This window comes from Pseudonocardia xinjiangensis (assembly GCF_050948425.1).
Lineage (GTDB): Bacteria > Actinomycetota > Actinomycetes > Mycobacteriales > Pseudonocardiaceae > Pseudonocardia > Pseudonocardia xinjiangensis.
This window is the reverse complement of the sequence record NZ_CP192009.1, coordinates 63,276-79,812: the sequence shown is the minus strand read 5'-3', so window position 1 is coordinate 79,812 and position 16,537 is coordinate 63,276. Positions and strand designations below refer to the sequence as shown.

General features: G+C 72.1%; 16 protein-coding genes. 2 read left to right on the top strand and 14 right to left on the bottom strand.

The genetic code is table 11. From position 1 onward, the window contains the following. Nucleotides 1–143: 143 nt before the first annotated feature. On the top strand, nt 144–1,316 hold the full coding sequence (locus ACQPZA_RS00390) for a cytochrome P450 (protein WP_433283153.1): 1,173 nt from the start codon (nt 144–146) through the stop codon (nt 1,314–1,316). Here the strand turns inward: ACQPZA_RS00390 and ACQPZA_RS00385 are convergent. Together ACQPZA_RS00385 and ACQPZA_RS00380 are read right to left on the bottom strand one after the other, a co-directional pair. Then, a complete protein-coding gene (locus ACQPZA_RS00385; protein ID WP_433277370.1) occupies nt 1,279–2,244 on the bottom strand; it encodes a DUF4328 domain-containing protein in 966 nt (321 codons plus the stop codon). The genes ACQPZA_RS00390 and ACQPZA_RS00385 overlap by 38 nt on opposite strands. A gap of 5 nt (nt 2,245–2,249) precedes the next feature. Then, complete coding sequence (locus ACQPZA_RS00380) at nt 2,250–2,582, bottom strand: rhodanese-like domain-containing protein (protein WP_433277368.1); 333 nt, start codon at nt 2,580–2,582, stop codon at nt 2,250–2,252. A gap of 95 nt (nt 2,583–2,677) precedes the next feature. Between ACQPZA_RS00380 and ACQPZA_RS00375 the strand changes: the two genes are divergently transcribed. Further along, nucleotides 2,678–3,046 carry a hypothetical protein gene (locus tag ACQPZA_RS00375; RefSeq protein WP_169399054.1) on the top strand — a complete coding sequence of 123 codons (369 nt, stop codon included), beginning with the start codon at nt 2,678–2,680 and terminating at the stop codon, nt 3,044–3,046. A 68-nt stretch (nt 3,047–3,114) separates the two neighbouring features. Here ACQPZA_RS00375 and ACQPZA_RS00370 read toward each other — a convergent pair whose 3' ends face one another. From ACQPZA_RS00370 to ACQPZA_RS00315, 12 genes are all read right to left on the bottom strand, one after another. Beyond that, entirely contained in the window at nt 3,115–4,752 is a 1,638-nt protein-coding gene (locus ACQPZA_RS00370; protein WP_246267438.1) for a solute symporter family protein, read from the bottom strand. Between the two features lie 2 nt (nt 4,753–4,754). Continuing rightward, the gene (locus ACQPZA_RS00365) at nt 4,755–5,087 is read right to left on the bottom strand and encodes a DUF485 domain-containing protein (RefSeq protein ID WP_169399052.1); all 333 of its coding nucleotides are present in this window, start codon (nt 5,085–5,087) and stop codon (nt 4,755–4,757) included. A gap of 267 nt (nt 5,088–5,354) precedes the next feature. Beyond that, the gene (locus ACQPZA_RS00360) at nt 5,355–7,106 is read right to left on the bottom strand and encodes a cation acetate symporter (RefSeq protein ID WP_433277366.1); all 1,752 of its coding nucleotides are present in this window, start codon (nt 7,104–7,106) and stop codon (nt 5,355–5,357) included. Nucleotides 7,107–7,237: 131 nt separating this feature from the next. Further along, nucleotides 7,238–8,968, bottom strand: a complete 1,731-nt coding sequence (locus ACQPZA_RS00355) for a cation acetate symporter (RefSeq protein WP_433277364.1) — start codon at nt 8,966–8,968, stop codon at nt 7,238–7,240. A 9-nt stretch (nt 8,969–8,977) separates the two neighbouring features. Then, nucleotides 8,978–10,147, bottom strand: coding sequence for a hypothetical protein (locus tag ACQPZA_RS00350; protein ID WP_433277362.1), 1,170 nt, complete (start codon nt 10,145–10,147; stop codon nt 8,978–8,980). Further along, nucleotides 10,144–11,016, bottom strand: a complete 873-nt coding sequence (locus ACQPZA_RS00345) for a LytR/AlgR family response regulator transcription factor (RefSeq protein ID WP_169399050.1) — start codon at nt 11,014–11,016, stop codon at nt 10,144–10,146. Before ACQPZA_RS00345 ends, ACQPZA_RS00350 begins: the two co-directional genes overlap by 4 nt. 136 nt (nt 11,017–11,152) lie before the next feature. Next, on the bottom strand, nt 11,153–12,025 hold the full coding sequence (locus ACQPZA_RS00340; protein ID WP_169399066.1) for a S49 family peptidase: 873 nt from the start codon (nt 12,023–12,025) through the stop codon (nt 11,153–11,155). Between the two features lie 82 nt (nt 12,026–12,107). Beyond that, nucleotides 12,108–13,313, bottom strand: a complete 1,206-nt coding sequence (locus ACQPZA_RS00335) for a sensor histidine kinase (protein ID WP_312859429.1) — start codon at nt 13,311–13,313, stop codon at nt 12,108–12,110. Between the two features lie 14 nt (nt 13,314–13,327). Beyond that, nucleotides 13,328–14,203, bottom strand: coding sequence for an Fpg/Nei family DNA glycosylase (locus tag ACQPZA_RS00330; RefSeq protein ID WP_169399049.1), 876 nt, complete (start codon nt 14,201–14,203; stop codon nt 13,328–13,330). A gap of 10 nt (nt 14,204–14,213) precedes the next feature. Further along, the gene (locus tag ACQPZA_RS00325) at nt 14,214–14,654 is read right to left on the bottom strand and encodes a hypothetical protein (protein ID WP_169399048.1); all 441 of its coding nucleotides are present in this window, start codon (nt 14,652–14,654) and stop codon (nt 14,214–14,216) included. 72 nt (nt 14,655–14,726) lie between these two features. Next, nucleotides 14,727–15,236 (bottom strand): cupin domain-containing protein, encoded by a 510-nt coding sequence (locus ACQPZA_RS00320; protein WP_433277359.1) that lies wholly within the window; start codon nt 15,234–15,236, stop codon nt 14,727–14,729. Nucleotides 15,237–15,291: 55 nt separating this feature from the next. Next, nucleotides 15,292–16,518: a cytochrome P450 gene (locus ACQPZA_RS00315; protein ID WP_433277357.1), complete on the bottom strand. Its 1,227-nt coding sequence runs from the start codon at nt 16,516–16,518 to the stop codon at nt 15,292–15,294. Nucleotides 16,519–16,537: the final 19 nt, after the last annotated feature.

Below are 16,537 nucleotides of genomic sequence, written 5' to 3'. Positions count from 1 at the left end.
CCAGACGCTATCGGGTACGACTCGACATTGTCGGTACGCCGTGCCGACCCTCACCGCTGCCGCGGAGGGGTCGCTGCCCGCCGGGGCGATACGGTACTGCCCGCCGGCGGGTCCTCGACCGCCGGTGGCCCCTGGAGGTTCTGCTGCATCCGTTCGACCCGGTCGATCCGCACTTCCTCGCCGATCCCTACCCCGCCTTCGCCGCGCTGCGCGCGCTCGGCCCGGTGCATGCCCATGCCCTGCTCGGCACACCGGTGGCGGTGTCGCACGGTGCCTGCTCGGAGCTGCTCCGCAGCCGTGACCTCGGCCGGATCTGGGCCGACGCCGAGCCCGCCGCCGACTTCCCGGCGTTCAACCTCCTGCACCGCAACTCGCTGCTCGAGCGGGAGGGGCCAGCGCACGACCGGCTGCGCGTTCTGGTGGCGGGCGCGTTCAACCGCGGCCACGCGGCCCGGCTGGAGCCGTGGGTGCGCGGCCTGGCCGGCCGGCTGGTCGACGAGCTCGCCGAGCGGATCGACGCCGACGGGAGTGCCGACCTGATGTCCACCGTGGCGGCCAGGCTCCCGGTGGAGGTGATCGCGGAGCTGCTCGGGGTTCCGGAGCCGGAACGCTCCGCGCTGCGCGGCTGGTCGGGCGCCATCGTCACCATGTACGAGCCGGACCCGGGCGAGCACCGCAGGCGCGCGGCCGAGCAGGCTGCCGCCGACTTCGTGGACGCGCTGCGCGGGCTCGTCGCGCACCGCAGGGCCCACCCGGGCGACGACCTGGTCACCGACCTGGTCGAGGCCGATGTCGAGGCGGACGAGCTGGTCGGCACCGCGGCGTTGCTCCTGATGGCCGGCCACGAGGCCACCGTGAACGTGATCGGGAACGGGGTGCTGGCGCTGTTGCGCCACCCCGTGCAGTGGCAGCGGCTGGTGGGTGATCCGGGACTCGACGCCACGGCCGTTGAGGAGCTGATCCGCTACGACCCGCCGCTCCAGCTCTTCGAGCGCACCGCCGTGGTGGACACGACCGTCGCCGGCCACCCGGTGCCGGCCGGCACGAAGATCGCCGCACTGCTCGGCGCGGCGGCGCGGGATCCCCGGGCGTTCGACCGGCCGGACGAGCTGGACGTGGGCAGGCGCCGCAACCCGCACCTCGGCTTCGGCGCCGGGGTGCACTACTGCCTCGGTGCCCCGCTGGCCCGGCTGGAGGTGGCCGCGGCGCTCGACGCGCTGCGGACCCGCCTGCCCGGGATGGCGCTGGCCGCCGAACCCAGCCGCCGCCCGGACTTCGTCATGCGCGGGCTGCGCGAGCTGCGGCTGGCGGTCTGACGCTCAGCAGCAGCTCCCGGCGCCGCGGCCGGGCCGGAGCCAGCAGCCTGGTGAGCCGCGTGACGAGCCGGGCCGTGACGCCCGCGGTGACGGCCGCGAGCAGGTCGAGGACGGCATGCAGCACGACCCCGTCGGCGCGGGCCTGCACGCCGGTACGCAGCGACCACAGGAGCACCACGGCGGAGAGCACCACGCCGGCGGCCCAGAGGGCCCACCAGACCAGCAGCAGCCGGGACGGGCGGGGCCGCTGGTCCACGGGCAGGCCCAGCGCACAGTGTTCGATCTCACTGAGCACCGAGCCCGGCACGGTGAGGTTGAGCCCGGGCACCAGCCAGCCGAGCACGACCATGCGGGGGGAACGGGACGGGCGGACGCCCGCCCGGTCGGCCGCGGCGCGCGACGCGCGCACGCTCCAGAGGATCAGCAGCACACCGGCCGCCACGGTGAGGATGGGCGAGACCGTGCCGGCGGATCCGACGAGGGCGTCCGATGCGGCCACCTCGCCTGCGGACAGCGCGTTGTCCCGGCTGGCCAGCAGCAGGACGTAGCGCCACACCTCGGCGCCTGCCGCGAGCAGCGCCACCGCGACGGTGGCCCACAGCAGCGGCACCAGGGTGCCGAAGGTCGAGCGGGCGCCGTGCAGTGGATCGGGCGTCGGCGTGGCCGGCTCCGGTGGCTCCCAGCGTCGCGGCGGAAACCCCCAGCGGGGCAGCGTGCGGTACCGGGGTGGCCCGCTGTAGCGCACGCGGACCCGCGCAGGGGCGGCCGGAGCGGCGGACGGCGGGGGCTCGGCCACCCACCGCAGCGCGGCGAGGTAGCGGCCGCAGTACGGGCAGAACGGGCCGCCCTCCGCCGGTGCCCGCCGACCGCACCGCGGGCAGGGCGGCCCGAGCCGGGCCACCCCTGGTGAGGGCGCGGACGGGGGCACGGCGGCTAGATGATCTCTGGCGGGTTGCCGCTGTCGGTGACGACCTCACGGCCCTGTGCGGCCCACGTCTGCATGCCCCCGTCGACGTTCACCGCCGGGTAGCCCTGCCCGGCCAGGTAGGCGACCACCCGGGCGGAACGCCCACCGGCGCGGCACACGACGTAGAGCGGGTCGTCGTCGGGAAGCTCGTCGAGACGCGCCGTGAGCTCGGACATCGGCAGGTGCCGGGCGCCGGGGGCGTGGCCGGCTTCCCATTCGTCGTTCTCCCGGACGTCGAGCAGCGCTGCGTCGGGCGGCAGATCCGCCACGGGAACCGCCGGGACGGCTGGACCAGTCATGAGTGTCATCCTGCCACGGGCCTACGTGACGATCCGGTCAGCGAACGCGACAACGATGACCCGATCGGGTGCCGACACCACTACGGTCGGATCTCGTGGACTACGCCGGTGTGACCGGGCAGTGGGCGGTGTCCGTGGCGCGACGCGTCCACCGCTGCGGTGTCGAGACGTCTTCGCCGATCATCGACGAGACCTGGGTCAGCATCGACCTGGCGCTCTACCTCAGGTACCGGGTGGGCGCCCACAAGCTCGCCGCCCGGTTCCGCCTGGACGTCGATCCGGGCTCGGGAGCGTGGCCGACGAACGCGGACCGTTTCGCGTCCGCGGTGTTCCACGCGCTACCCACCGAGCCGCAGCACGACCCGTTCGTGGACGAGCAGGGGTACCGCTGGTGGAGCGCCGTCGTTCCGCAGAGCGGATGGGCCACGGCCGTGCACTCCCGCCGGATCGTCACGATCTGCTGACACGCGAAACGGGGCGGGCCCGTGGGCCCGCCCCGTTCGGTACAGCTACCGGACGCGTGTCGGCTGTACTAGTGCGCGATCGCCTTCTCGGAGCCGGCGCCGGTGAGCGACCGGACCTCCATCTCCGCGAACTTGCCCTCCTCGACGGGCCGCCTGCCACCGATGTAGGTGCCGATGACGCCCAGGAGGAACGACGCCGGGATCGAGACCAGGCCCGGGTTGTCCAGCGGGAACCAGTGGAAGTCCACGCCCTGGAGCATCGAGGCGCTGCGGCCGGTGGCCGCGTTGACCGGCTTGCCCGACACCGCGGGCGAGAAGACGATCAGGATGATGCAGATCGCCAGGCCGCCGTAGATGCTGAACAGCGCGCCGGTGGTGTTGAACTTCTTCCAGAACAGCGAGTAGAGGATCGTCGGCAGGTTGGCCGACGCCGCGACCGCGAAGGCCAGCGCCACCAGGAAGGCGATGTTCTGCCCGTTGGCGATGATGCCGCCGATGATGGCGACGACCCCGATCACCAGCGCGGTGATGCGGGCGACCCGGACCTCGGCGTCCGGCGAGGCCTGCCCGCGCTTGATCACGCTGGCGTAGACGTCGTGGGCGAACGATGCCGACGCGGTGATCGTCAGACCGGCCACCACCGCGAGGATCGTCGCGAACGCGACGGCCGAGATGATGCCGAGCAGGACCTCGCCGCCGAGCTGGTAGGCCAGGAGCGGCGCCGCGTTGTTCTGGGTGGCGCTGGTGATGGTGCCCGGCGGCAGGAGCGCCGCCGCGCCGTAGCCCAGCACCAGCGTGAACAGGTAGAACAGTCCGATCAACCAGATGGCCCACACCACCGAGCGGCGGGCCTCCTTCGACGAGGGCACCGTGTAGAACCGCATCAGGATGTGCGGAAGGCCCGCGGTGCCGAGCACCAGCGCGAGTCCGAGCGACACGAGGTCGATCGGGTTGGTGTACTGCAGGCCCGGTGCGAGCACCGCGTCGCCCTTCGGGCTGGCCGCGGCGGCGTCACCGAGCAGGGCCGACAGGTTGAAGCCGGCGATGCCGAGCACCCAGACCGTCATGACCGCGGCGCCGATGATCAGCAGCACGGCCTTGATGATCTGGACGTACGTGGTGCCCTTCATGCCGCCCACGAGCACGTAGACGATCATCAGGATGCCGACGATGGCGATCACGGCGCCCTGGCCGACGCGGTTGCTGGTGGGGATCTGCAGCAGCAGGGCGATCAGGCCGCCCGCGCCCGCCATCTGCGCGAGCAGGTAGAAGAACGACACGACGAGCGTGGACGTGGCCGCCGCGGCACGCACGGGCCGCTGCCGCATGCGGAACGCGAGGACGTCGCCCATCGTGAACTTGCCGGTGTTGCGGAGCAGTTCGGCCACCAGCAGCAGCGCGACGAGCCACGCCACCAGGAAGCCGATCGAGTAGAGGAAGCCGTCGTAGCCGTTGAGCGCGATGGCTCCGGCGATGCCGAGGAAGGAGGCCGCGGAGAGGTAGTCGCCCGCGATCGCCACGCCGTTCTGCGGTCCGGTGAAGGCACGGCCTGCTGCGTAGTAGTCGGACGCCGTCTTGTTGGTGCGGCTCGCCCGGTAGACGAACACCAGGGTGACGGCGACGAAGGCGAGGAAGATGCCGATGTTCAGGCCGACGTCGCCGACGGCGGTGGCGGCAGGCGGGGCAGGTGCCTGCGCGATGTCCATGTTCATTCTGCGCCCTCGATCTGCTGACGGATCTTCTCGGCGGCCGGGTCGAGGTGCTTGTTGGCGTACCGCACGTAGATGGTGGTGATGGCGAAGGTGCTGACGAACTGCAGCAGGCCGATGATCAGGCCGATGTTGATGTTTCCCAGCACCTTGATCGCCATGAAGCCCGGCGCGTACGAGGCGAGCAGCACGTACGCCAAGTACCATGCCAGGAAGGCGACGCTCATGGGGAACACGAACCGCCGTAGCCTGCGGCGTAGGTCGGCGAACTCCGGACTTGCCTGCACCTGTTCATACACGGTGCCTGTAGATCGCTCGCCTGTCGTGCTCACGGCGTCCTCCCCGCTCGTATCCGGCTGCGCACCGCGTCCCGCCGCGCCATCCGGGGTATCACAACGCAGCGAACGATAGTTCAGTCACACTCGCTCGTCGGAATACTCCGGTGGGGTGAACGCGAGGGTCGTCGCGGTTGCGCGACAAGGTCCCGATCAGCGGTCGAATCACCAGGACGAGCGGTCAATGAGCGGTCGATGATGGACACAGCGTCACAAATGTGACCGCGCAGTCACGCGACTGTTAGCGCTTTGGTATGTGTGGCGTCAACCACTTGCGCGTTTCACGCGCTCCTCGAGGCGGTCCCTGGTCAGTCCGAGGCGTTCCGGGGCGTGCAGCCGGAGCAGCACCTGGTCGACGTCCGTGGGCCGCTGCTTCGCCGTCAACCGGCTCACCACCACCATCGTGAGGAACGCGGCGGGCACGGTGGCCAGCGCGGGCCGGTAGAGCAGCACCCCGACCCAGCCCGTCCCGCCGAACCCCGAGAGGCTCACCGCCACCGCTCCGGCCGAGGCCAGCCCGCCCACCAGCACGCCGGCGATCGAGCCGACAGCGGTCAGCCCCCGCCACCAGACGCCCAGCACGAGCAGCGGGCAGAACGTGGACGCGGCCACGGCGAACACCAGCGCGACGGCCTCGGAGAAGTCGAGGCGGGTGACCGCGAGCGAGAGCCCCAGCGGCACCGCGCCGGCCACGACGGCGGACATCCGGAAGTCACGCACCCTGCTGCTGCCCAGGATGTCGGTGGAGAGCACCCCGGCGACGCTCACGACGAGGCCCGACGACGTGGACAGGAACGCGGCCCACGCACCCGCCGCCACCAGGCCGCCGAGCAGCGCTCCGGCCCAGCCGCTGCCCAGCACGGCAGTGGGCAGGAGCAGCACGGCGGCGTCGGTGTCCCCGTTGACCAGTAGCTGGGGGGTGTAGAGCCGCGACAGCGCACCGAGCAGCGTGACCACGCCGTAGAACCCGCCGAGCAGCGCCAGCACGACCACCGCGCTGCGCCGGGCCGCCCGGCCGTCGGGGTTGGTGTAGAAGCGCACCAGCACGTGCGGCAGACCCATCGTGCCCAGGAACAGCGCGATGATCAGCGAGTAGGTGGCCAGCAGGCCGTCGTTGCGATCGTCCGGGAACGGGGTCAGCCAGCTCTCGTCCGAGGCGGGCGCGCCCACCGTCGTCGGCACCGGCGAACCACCGGGGAAGTCGAGCTTCGCCGGCGCTTCGACGGTGTGCGTGCCGACGTCCCAGCGGACGAGGCTGTCGACCCGCTGCACGCCGTCGACCTCGCCCGTGGCGGTGAAGCTGACCGGGACCGCGACCTCCAGCACCACGTCCGTCCGGATGTCGACGGTGGTGTTCTCCTGGAACTGCGGCGGGGCCGGCCGGTCGAAGGTGCGCTGGTCGCTGAGGAAGAAGATCAGGGCGATGACCGCGGGCAGCGCCAGTGCGGTGAGCTTGAGCCAGTACTGGAACGCCTGCACGAACGTGATGGACCGCATGCCGCCCAGCACCACCGTGGCGACGACGACCACCGCGGCCGCCACGACGCCGATCCACGACGGCAGCCCGGTGACCGTGGCGACGGTGAGGCCCGCGCCCTGCAGCTGGGGCAGCAGGTAGAGCCATCCGATGACGACCACGAACACCGTGCAGACCTTGCGCAGCACCGGCGAACGCAGCCGGGCCTCCGCGAAGTCGGGCACCGTGTAGGCCCCCGACCGGCGCAGCGGCGCTGCCACGAACATGACGAGTGCCAAGTAACCCGCCGTGAAGCCGACCGGGTACCAGAGCGCGTCCACCCCGTCGCGCAGGATGAGCCCCGCGATCCCGAGGAACGACGCCGCCGACAGGTACTCGCCCGAGATCGCACCCGCGTTCGCCGCGGCACCCACCGTGCGCGACGCCACGAGGAAGTCCGAGGTGCTGCGGACGACCCGCACGCCCAGCGAACCGATCACGGCCGACGCCAGTGCCACGAGGCCCATGGCGAAGAGCGCGATCAGGCCGGTCGTCGTCACGCGCACCACTATGTCAACGCGGTGGTCGCTCTACCACATCGTGTTCGGCGCGCCGCTCACCGTATCCCTGTGCGAGCCGGGCGGTTCATCCGGTCCGTCCCGTTGGGCCCGCGACCGTCGGTCGGGAGTCCCTACGCCTGGGGGTCGAGCCGGTCGTGGGAGAGACCGAGCCGCTCCGGGGCGTGCAGCCGCAGCAGCGTGCCGTCGACGCCGGGCGGGATCTGCGCCCTCGTCAGCATGCTCACCACGACCATCGTCAGGAACGCGGCAGGCACCGTGAGCGCGGCCGGCCGTAGCAGCAGCACGCCCACCCATCCGGACGGCACCGTCGCGAACAGGGTGAGGCAGACCGCGAGGCCGGACAGCCCCCCGCCCACCAGCACCCCGGCGAGGGCTCCGCTCGCCGTGAGCCCGCGCCACCAGATCCCGAGCACGAGCAGCGGGCAGAACGTCGACGCGGCCACCGCGAACACCAGCGGCACCGTCAGGGCGAAGTCCAACCGGGTGACCGACAGGGCGAGCGGCAGCGGCACGATCGCCGATACGAGCGCCGCCAGCCGGAAGTCCCGCAGGCGCCCCCTGAGCAGGTCGGTGAACACCACCCCGGCCAGGCTCACCACGAGACCTGACGAGGTGGCCAGGAACGCTGCCGCCGCACCGGCCGCCACCAGGCCACCCAGCAGCCAGCCGGCCCAGCCGTCACCGAGCACCGCCGTCGGGACGAGCAGGACCGCCGCGTCGGTCTGCCCGCTCACCAGCAGCTGCGGTGTGTACAGCCGGGACAGCGCCCCCATGAAGGTCACCAGCATGTAGAAGGACCCGATCATCGCCAGCACGACGACCGTGGTGCGCCGGGCGGCCCGACCGTCCGGGTTGGTGTAGAAGCGCACCAGCACGTGCGGCATCCCCATCGTGCCGAGGAACCCGGCCACGAGGATCGAGTAGATCTCCAGCAGCTGGTGGGGGGCGCTGCCGGACATCGGCTCGAGCCACGCCCGGTCGGTGGCCGGGGCCCCCACCACGGTCGGCACCGCCGAACCGATGACGAACCCCAGGCTGGTGTCCGCCGCCACCTCGTAGCGTCCCGGTTCCCACGTCACCCGGCCGTGCACGGGCCGGCCGTTCACCTCCCCGTCCACCTGGAGGCGGACCCGCGCCGCCACCTCCAGCACGACGGGCGTGCGTACCTGCACGGTGGTGTCGGCGGTGAAGTTCGGCGGGGCCGCCCGGTCGAAGGTGCGGGCGTCGGACAGGAAGAACCCCAGCACGACGACGGCGGGCACGGCCAGCGCGGTGAACTTGAGCCAGTACTGGAAGGCCTGCACGAACGTGATGGAGCGCATGCCGCCCCCGATCACCGTCAGCACGACGATCACTCCGGCCGCTGCGACCCCGCTCCAGGCCGGGAGCGTGGTGAGCGTGGTGAGCGCGAGGCCTGCGCCCTGCAGCTGCGGCAGCAGGTACAGCCAGCCGATCACCAGCACGCACGTGGTGCACGCCCGGCGCAGGGCCGGCGAGGAGAGCCGGGCCTCGGCGAAGTCCGGCACGGTGTACGCGCCCGACCGGCGCAGCGGCGCCGCCACGAACAGCACCAGCGCCAGGTAGCCGGCGGCGAACGCGATCGGGTACCAGAGCGCGTCCGCCCCCTCGCGGAGGATCAGGCCCGCGATGCCGAGAAAGGACGCGGCGGACAGGTACTCGCCCGAGATCGCGCCGGCGTTGGCCACCGTGCCGACGGTGCGCGACGCGACCAGGAAGTCCGACGTGCTCCGCGCGACCCGGACACCGACCGAACCGATCACGGCGGACGCGATGCCGACGAGCGCGATCGCAACCAGCGCGACCAGCGCGGGCGTGCTCAAGGTCGGAGCTCAGTCCTGCACGTGGTCGGCGAAGTTCTGCTCCACCCGCTCAGCCGTGCGCGTGTGCCAGAGACCCAGCCCGAACAGGAACGGGTAGACGAGCACGCCCAGCAGCAGCCACGGCACGCGCAGCCCGAGCACCTCCATCCGGCCGATCTCGGGGAAGATGTAGAACAGCACCGGGAGCACGCCCAGGGTGATCCCGGCGAACACGGCGAACCGCAGCGCGACGGCCAGCTGCGAACCGATGAGGTTGCTGCGCAGCAGCTCGCCGACGCCCGTGCCCTCCTGGATGTCGACCACGGTGCGGACCGGCCGGGCCACCCCCTTGCGCTCGGCGAGCACCACCCGCACGCGCCTGCTGTCGACGTCGTCCGGCCCGGTGGAGCCGGACCCCTCGTCGGTGCCGTTCTGCTCCGACGCCGAGGTGGACGTTCCGCGGGTGCGGGAGCCGGGGGCCGGGGTGCGCGCGGTGAACAGCGGGTCGCCCAACAGGTCCGGGACGGCCTGCGCTTCGGGTGTGCCGGCGCCGGGAGACGTGCCGGGCTCGGCCTCGTCGGGCGGGTCGGTGGCCTGCTCGACGGGCGCCGGAGGCGCGGGGGCGACGGCGACCAGGTCCACCGTGGCCGGGAGAACGGGCAGGCCAGGACGGGTGGCGTCCACGTCCGTCTCGGGGTCGGGGCCGGTCGGCTGCTGCGGACGCGACCACGCGGCCGGGGCCAGCGGCGGGAAGATCCCGTCGTCACCGGTGCGCTCCCGCCGGAGCAGTCCGCTGGGCCGGGACGCGACCGGGCCGCCGACCGGCTCGGGCCGCGGCGCACCGGGACCGGGCGTGGCCACGGAGTGGCGCGGCACGTACCCGAACGAGGCGGTGGAGTCGACGCTCTCCCGGCGGGCGTGCCGCCCCCCGGTGGCCGAGTGGCCGGCGGCGATACGGCGCTGGATCTCGTCGCGCAGCCACCCGGCCCCGCCGTCGGTCCCGTCGTCATCGGGGTCAGCGTCGTCCGGGTCCGTATCGTCGATGTGCGCGTCGTCGTACTCGCGGTCCTCCGCGGACTCCTGCTCGCGGTCGTCCGGCGAGCTCTCCTCGCGGCGCACCGCCCCGGGCCCGGGGGGACCTGGGTCGTCCCCGGGCTCGGGTGTCACCGACGGCGGGACGCCGTCGGTGAACGTGGTCACCGCTGGCTCCACGCCTGTTTCGTCGCGCGGACGAGCCGGTCCTTCAGCTCACGGGTGTGGCGCCGGCTCACCGGCAGCTCCGCGCAGTCGGGGCCGTTGCCGACGCGCACGACGTAGCCCGATCCCGACAGCCGCAGCTCGGTGACCAGCGGGAGCGACACCAGGAACGAGCGGTGGATGCGCACGAAGCCGGCGTCACGCCAGCGGTCCTCGAGCACCGACAGCGGGATGCGGACCAGGTGGCTGCCCTCGTGGGTGTGCAGCCGCGCGTAGTCACCCTGCGCCTCGACGTACCGCACGGCCGAGCGCGGCACGAGCTTGGTGGTGCCGGCGAGCTCGACGGGGATGACCTCGTCCTCGCCGCCCTCCTCGCGCACCGGCTCCGCCACTCCGGTGGCCCGGTTGGCGAGGATGCGGTCGATCGAGGCGGCGAGCCGCTCGGCACGCAGTGGCTTGAGGAGGTAGTCCACCGCGCCCACCTCGTAGGCGTCGACGGCGCGGTCGTCGTGGGCGGTGACGAACACGACCGACGGCGGGACGGCCATCGACGAGAACACGCGCGCCAGCTCGAGACCGTCGAGGCCGGGCATCCGGATGTCGAGGAAGACGACCTCGACGTCGGTGCGCTCCGCCACGCGGGTGCCTGTCATCGGGTTGGCGAGCCCTCGGCTCACCTGGCCTGCCGTGGCGGCCTCACGCACGCCCTGGCGGCTGTTGAGGATGCGCAGGGCGTCGGTTGCATCGGAGGCCTTGAGCACGATCCCGACACGGGAGTCCTCGCTCAGGAGGTAGGCCAGTTCTTCGAGAGCCGGTTCCTCGTCATCCACCGCGAGGACGACCAGGCCGCCGGAGCTGTCGTTGCTGTCCACGATCTCCTCATCCTGCGTGTCCGGGACTCGCGCCAGGGCCGGGACGACCACGCCCCGGCTCCGCCGACCATGGTGACGGCGATTCCGTGTGAGTGCCAGGGGCCAGCACCAATCGGGATCGACCGGTCACACCGCGCTACAAACCGTACCGTGCCCATGTGGCTCTTATCTCGGCCGCCTGTGTGATACCCAGCAGCTGGTCGGCACCGAGCGTCCAGGCCGCCGCCGGGGCGGCACCCAGACCCAGCCGCGCGAGCAGCGGCCTGCGTCCCTCCACCGGCACGAGCTCGGCGTCGGGGAAGCGTCCGCTCAGCACGCCACGAGCCGTGCCCAGGCCGTCGACCAGCCCGATCTCGACGGCGCGTGCCCCCGTCCACACCTCGCCGGTGAAGATGTCGGCCCCGCTCTTCAGGCGGTCGCCGCGCCGTGTGGTGACCCACTGCTTGAAGATCTCGTGCAGCTCGTCCTGCAGGTCACGCAGCCAGTCGACGTCCTCCTGCTTCTCCGGGAGGAACGGGTCGAGCCTGGCCTTCGAGGTGCCCGCGGTGTAGAGCCTGCGCTGCACTCCCCATCGCTCGATCAGGTTGTGCAGCCCGAAACCCTGGCTGATGACCCCGATCGACCCGACGATCGACGTGGAGTGGGCGTAGATCTCGTCGGCGGCGCAGGCCAGCCAGTAGCCACCGGACGCCGCCACGTCCTCGCAGAACGCGAGGACCGGCACGCCCTTCTCCTCGGCGAGGCCGCGGATCCGGTCGGCCACGAGCGCGGACTGCGTCGGCGAACCACCCGGAGAGTTGACCAGCAGTGCGACGGCGGCGAGCCGCTCCGGCGCGAACGCGCGCTCGAGCGTCTTCTCGAGCGCGTTGGCGTTGATCACCGAACGGGGCACCGGGCCCGTGGTCGCCGTGATCACGCCGTGCAGCCGGACCATCGACACCACCGGCCGGTCCGTTCGGTCACCGAGACGTCCCGGGAGGCGGGAGGTCAGGCGATCGGGGAGGCGCAACGCGTCCATACAGGTCACGTTACGCGGTAGGGCAAACCTGCGCCGAACAAGATCGAGATCCGCCGGTACTGCGGGAACGCGGTCAGACCCGGATGCCCGCGCGGAACTTCGGGACCCTGAGAGTGATCTTCATGCCGGCTCCGGGCGCGGTGTCCACCACGAGCCCGAAGTCGTCCCCGAACGTGGAGCGCATCCGGTCGTCGACGTTGCCGAGACCGACGTGCGCGCCGGACTGGTGGGCGTCGTCGAGGTCGTCGGTGAGCCGCGCCGGATCCATCCCGATGCCGTCGTCCTCGACGATGATCACGCACTCGGCTCCGGCGTTCTCCGCCGTGATCGTGATGGTGCCGCCGTTGGGCTTGCTGGCCAGCCCGTGCCGCACGGCGTTCTCCACCAGCGGCTGGAGGGCGAGGAAGGGCAGCACCACGGACAGCACCTCGGGGGCGATCTGCAGCTTGATGTTGAGCCGGTTGCCGAAGCGGGCCTTCTCCAACCGGATGTAGCGCTCGATGTTGGTGAGCTCGTCCGACAGGGTCGTGTACTCCCCGGCGGTGCGGAACGAGTACCGGGTGAAGTCGGCGAACTCGATCAGCAGCTCCCGGGCACGCACCGGGTCGGTGCGGATGAACGACGCGATCGTGGTGAGCGCGTTGTAGACGAAGTGCGGCGAGATCTGCGCCCGCAGCGCCCTGACCTCGGCCCGGTTGAGCCGGGCGCGCGACTCGTCGAGCTCGGCGAGCTCCAGCTGGCTCGACACGTACCGCGCGACCTCGGCGGTGGCCCGCAGCAGCACCGGGCCTGCGGTGGACGTGGTGAGCGCGGCCAGCGTGCCGACGATCGCACCGTCGGTCTCCAGCGGCACCACGACGATGCCGCGCACCACGCAGTCGGGGTGGTCGCAGATGATCGCCGTGTGGGACAGCACCTGCTGGCGGCCGGTGGAGATCACCTGGTCGGCGAGCGCCCGCACGTCGGGCTCGTGCTGGTCGGCGTCGCCGTCCCAGGCGAGCGTCTGGCCGCGGTTGTCGGTCATCGTCAGCGCGCAGGTGTCGAGCAGCTGACGCAGGTAGGGCAGGGCGAACGCCGCCGAGTTGTGCGACAGGCCCTCCCGGAGTGCGGGAGCGGCGAGCGCGACGGTGTGCAGGGTGGCGAAGGTGGCCCGTTCGAGCGGAGTGGCGAAGGTGTTGCGCCGGTTGCGCAGGATCAGCACCACGACCAGCACGATCATGATCACGATCACGCCGCCGGCGATGAGCAGCGCCGTGGAGCTGCCGAGCAGCTCGGTCACGTTCACCTTCCTACCTACCTCACCAGCCGCGACAGCCGCCGGTCGGCGAGGGGTTTGCCACCGGTCTGGCAGCCGGGACAGTACTGGAAGGACTTGTTGGCGAAGGAGACTTCCCGGACCGTCTCCCCGCAGACCGGACACGGCATCCCGGTGCGGGCGTGCACCCGCAGGCCCGAGCGCTTCTCCCCCTTGAGCTGGGCCGCGCCCTGGCCGACGGAACGCTCGACGGCGTCGGTGAGCACGGAGCGCATCGCCGCGTACAGCTCGTCGATCTGCTCGGGCCTCAGCCGGCCGGAGGCGGCGTAGGGCGAGAGCTTCGCGGTGTGCAGGATCTCGTCGCTGTAGGCGTTGCCGATGCCGGCGATCGCCTGCTGCTCGACGAGCAGTGTCTTGAGCCGCTCGCTGCGGCCGGTGAGCACCGCGGCGAACTCGTCGCGGGTGAGCGCGAGTGCGTCGGGCCCGAGCCGCGCGATGCCGGGCACCTCCTGCGGGTCGTGCACGAGGTACACCGACAGGCGTTTCTGCGTGCCCGCCTCGGTGAGGTCGAACCCGGGCCCGCCGACGGTGTCGAGGTGCACGCGCAGCTCCAGCGGCCCCCTGCCCGGCTTCGGCGGGGTGGCCGATGCCGAGTCGTGCCAGCGCAGCCACCCGGCCCGGGACAGGTGCGTGATCAGGTGCAACGGGTCGTCCGGCCGGTCGAGGAACTCGACGGCGAGGAACTTCCCGTAGCGCGAGGCACCGGTGACGACCCGGCCGACCACCGCCGACACCGGCGGGTCGAACGTCTTCACGGCGCTCATGCTCGCCACGTCCACACGCGCGACCGGCCGGTAGAGCGCGTGCTCACGCAGGTGGTGGGCCAGCGCCTCGATCTCGGGCAGCTCGGGCATCGGGGGCCTGCTAGTTCACCGGCTGGAGGGGGCTGTCGGCGTGGCCCGGCGTGCCCTGGGTGCGCAGCCTGCGCACCACGATGCGCAGCTCCTCCTTGGACTTCGAGCCGCCCCGGACGAGCCCGGTCCACCGTTCGGCGGGGAGGTCGTAGCTGCCCGCCGTCTCGGCGACGACGGTCCACGGCCTGCGCAGGTACCAGCGCACCGGGAAGAACAGCACCGCTGCGACGAAGACCAGCCAGAGGAACCACGGTATGTGCACCTGCGCGGGCGCCCACACGATGACCACCAGCCAGAAGAAGAACAGGGCCGACAGGATGAGCACCGCCGCCCCGCGGCCGCCGTCGACGTCGTGTTCGAAGTCGTCCCCCGTGGCCGGGAGCGACCACTCGATGTTGCGGCGGACCAACCACATCCGCCCGTCGACACCAGCCACCGTCTTACTACCCATGATCCCCGCCGTCGTGAGTCGGGCCCGTGCAACCTCCACTTTCCCACAACTTCGGGCCCCGGTGGGTGGACGTCAGCAGGCCGGGGGGACGCTGCTCCGCTCCGGCACACCGGGGTCGAGGAGGTGGGTGACCACCATCTCGGCGGCCACAGCGCCGTCGTTGCTCGCGAGGTGAGGGGAACCGTCGTCGACGAACACGGCCTCGCCCGCCGTGTAGCGGGTGGGCCGGCAGGCGCCCTCCCGCCGGACCGTGACCTCGCCGGACCGCACGATCGCCAGCTCGGTGCCGGGATGGCGGTGCCACCCGGTGTTCTCGCCGGGCCGCAGGACGATGGTCTCGACCGAGTACACGGCCGGTCCGGTGGTCCGCATCGTCACCCGGTCCTCGACGCGGCCGGTGATCGGGTCGGGTCCGCGGGGTGGCGGGGGGGCCACCGGATGCACCGTCGCGGACGAGACCGGCAGGGGCGGAGGTTCGGGCGCGGGGTGGCCCAGCTGGCCCGGTTGCGCGCACCCCGTCAGCACGAGCACGAGGGCGGCCAGCCCCACCGCGACGACGAGACGGGGCCCAGTTCTGCTCACGGCGCGGAGGGTATCGGCCGCCTGCTCGGGCGCCCTCACCCCTTCGGGCGGCCGGTTACCAGCGCAGCGGCAGGCTCGTCAGCCCGTTGATGAAGTTCGACACGAGCCGTCGGGGCTCGCCGTCGAGCTCGACGGGCGGCAGCCGCAGGAACTCCCCGAAGAACTCGCGCATCTGCAGCCGGGCGAACGCGGCGCCGAGGCACAGGTGCGGGCCCTGGCCGAACGCGATGTGGTCGTTCGGGTCGCGCGCGAGGTCGAACCGGAACGGGTCGGGGAAGCGGCGCTCGTCGTGGTTGGCCGAGACGTGGTAGACGACCACCTTGTCCCCGGCGGCGATCTGCCGTCCCCGTAGCTCGACATCGCGGGTGGCGGTGCGCCGGAACGTCAGCACCGGCGGGTGCACCCGCAGCATCTCCTCGATCGCCGACGGCAGCAACGCGGGATCGGCGCGTAGCCGCCGGTAGGCCTCCGGGTGCGCGACGAGCGCGAGCACCCCGCCGGGAAGAGCGCTGCGCACGGTGTCGTTCCCGGCGACGACCAGGAGGAAGAAGAACATCTTCAGCTCGGCGTCGGTGAGCCGCTCGCCGTCGACCTCGGCCTCCACCAGCGCCGTCATCACGTCGTCGGCCGGTTCACGGCGCTTGCGCTCGGCGAGGTCCTCCGCGTAGCCGAACATGTCGGCGAGCATCGCCGGTGAGCGCGGGTTGACCGGCCGCCCCTCCGCGTCGGTGACGACCTGGCCGTGCTCGGGGTCCTGGTAGCCGATCACCCGGTTGGTCCACTCCAACAGCAGGGCCCGGTCCGCGACGGGCACGCCGAGCAGGTCGGCGAGGTTCTGCAGCGGGAGGTCGTCGGTGACGTCACGGGGCAGGTCGCAGTGGCGGTCCCCGGCCACCGCGGCGAGCAGGGCGGCGGCGCGCTCCCGGATCACCTCGGTGAACTGCTCGAGCCTGCGGCGGGTGAACGCGCCGGTGACGAGGCGGCGCAGGCGGACCTGCTCGGGCGGGTCCATGTTCAGGATCATCCGGCGGATGAACGGGAGGTCGGCCGGGTCCGGGTCGCGGATCTGGGTGGCCCCGAGCGACGAGGAGAAGTCCGACGGCGTGCGCAGGACGTGGCGGACGTCGGCGTAGCGCGTGACGGCCCAGAACCCCGGTCCGGCGGGCCAGATGCCGACCTCGGGCTCGTCCTGCCAGCTCACCGGGTCGGTGTCCCGCAGGACCCGGAGATCGTCGTGCGGTACGCCTCGCGCGAAAGTCCGGGGGTCGAACACATCGAGCATGCCCTGTGAATACGCCATG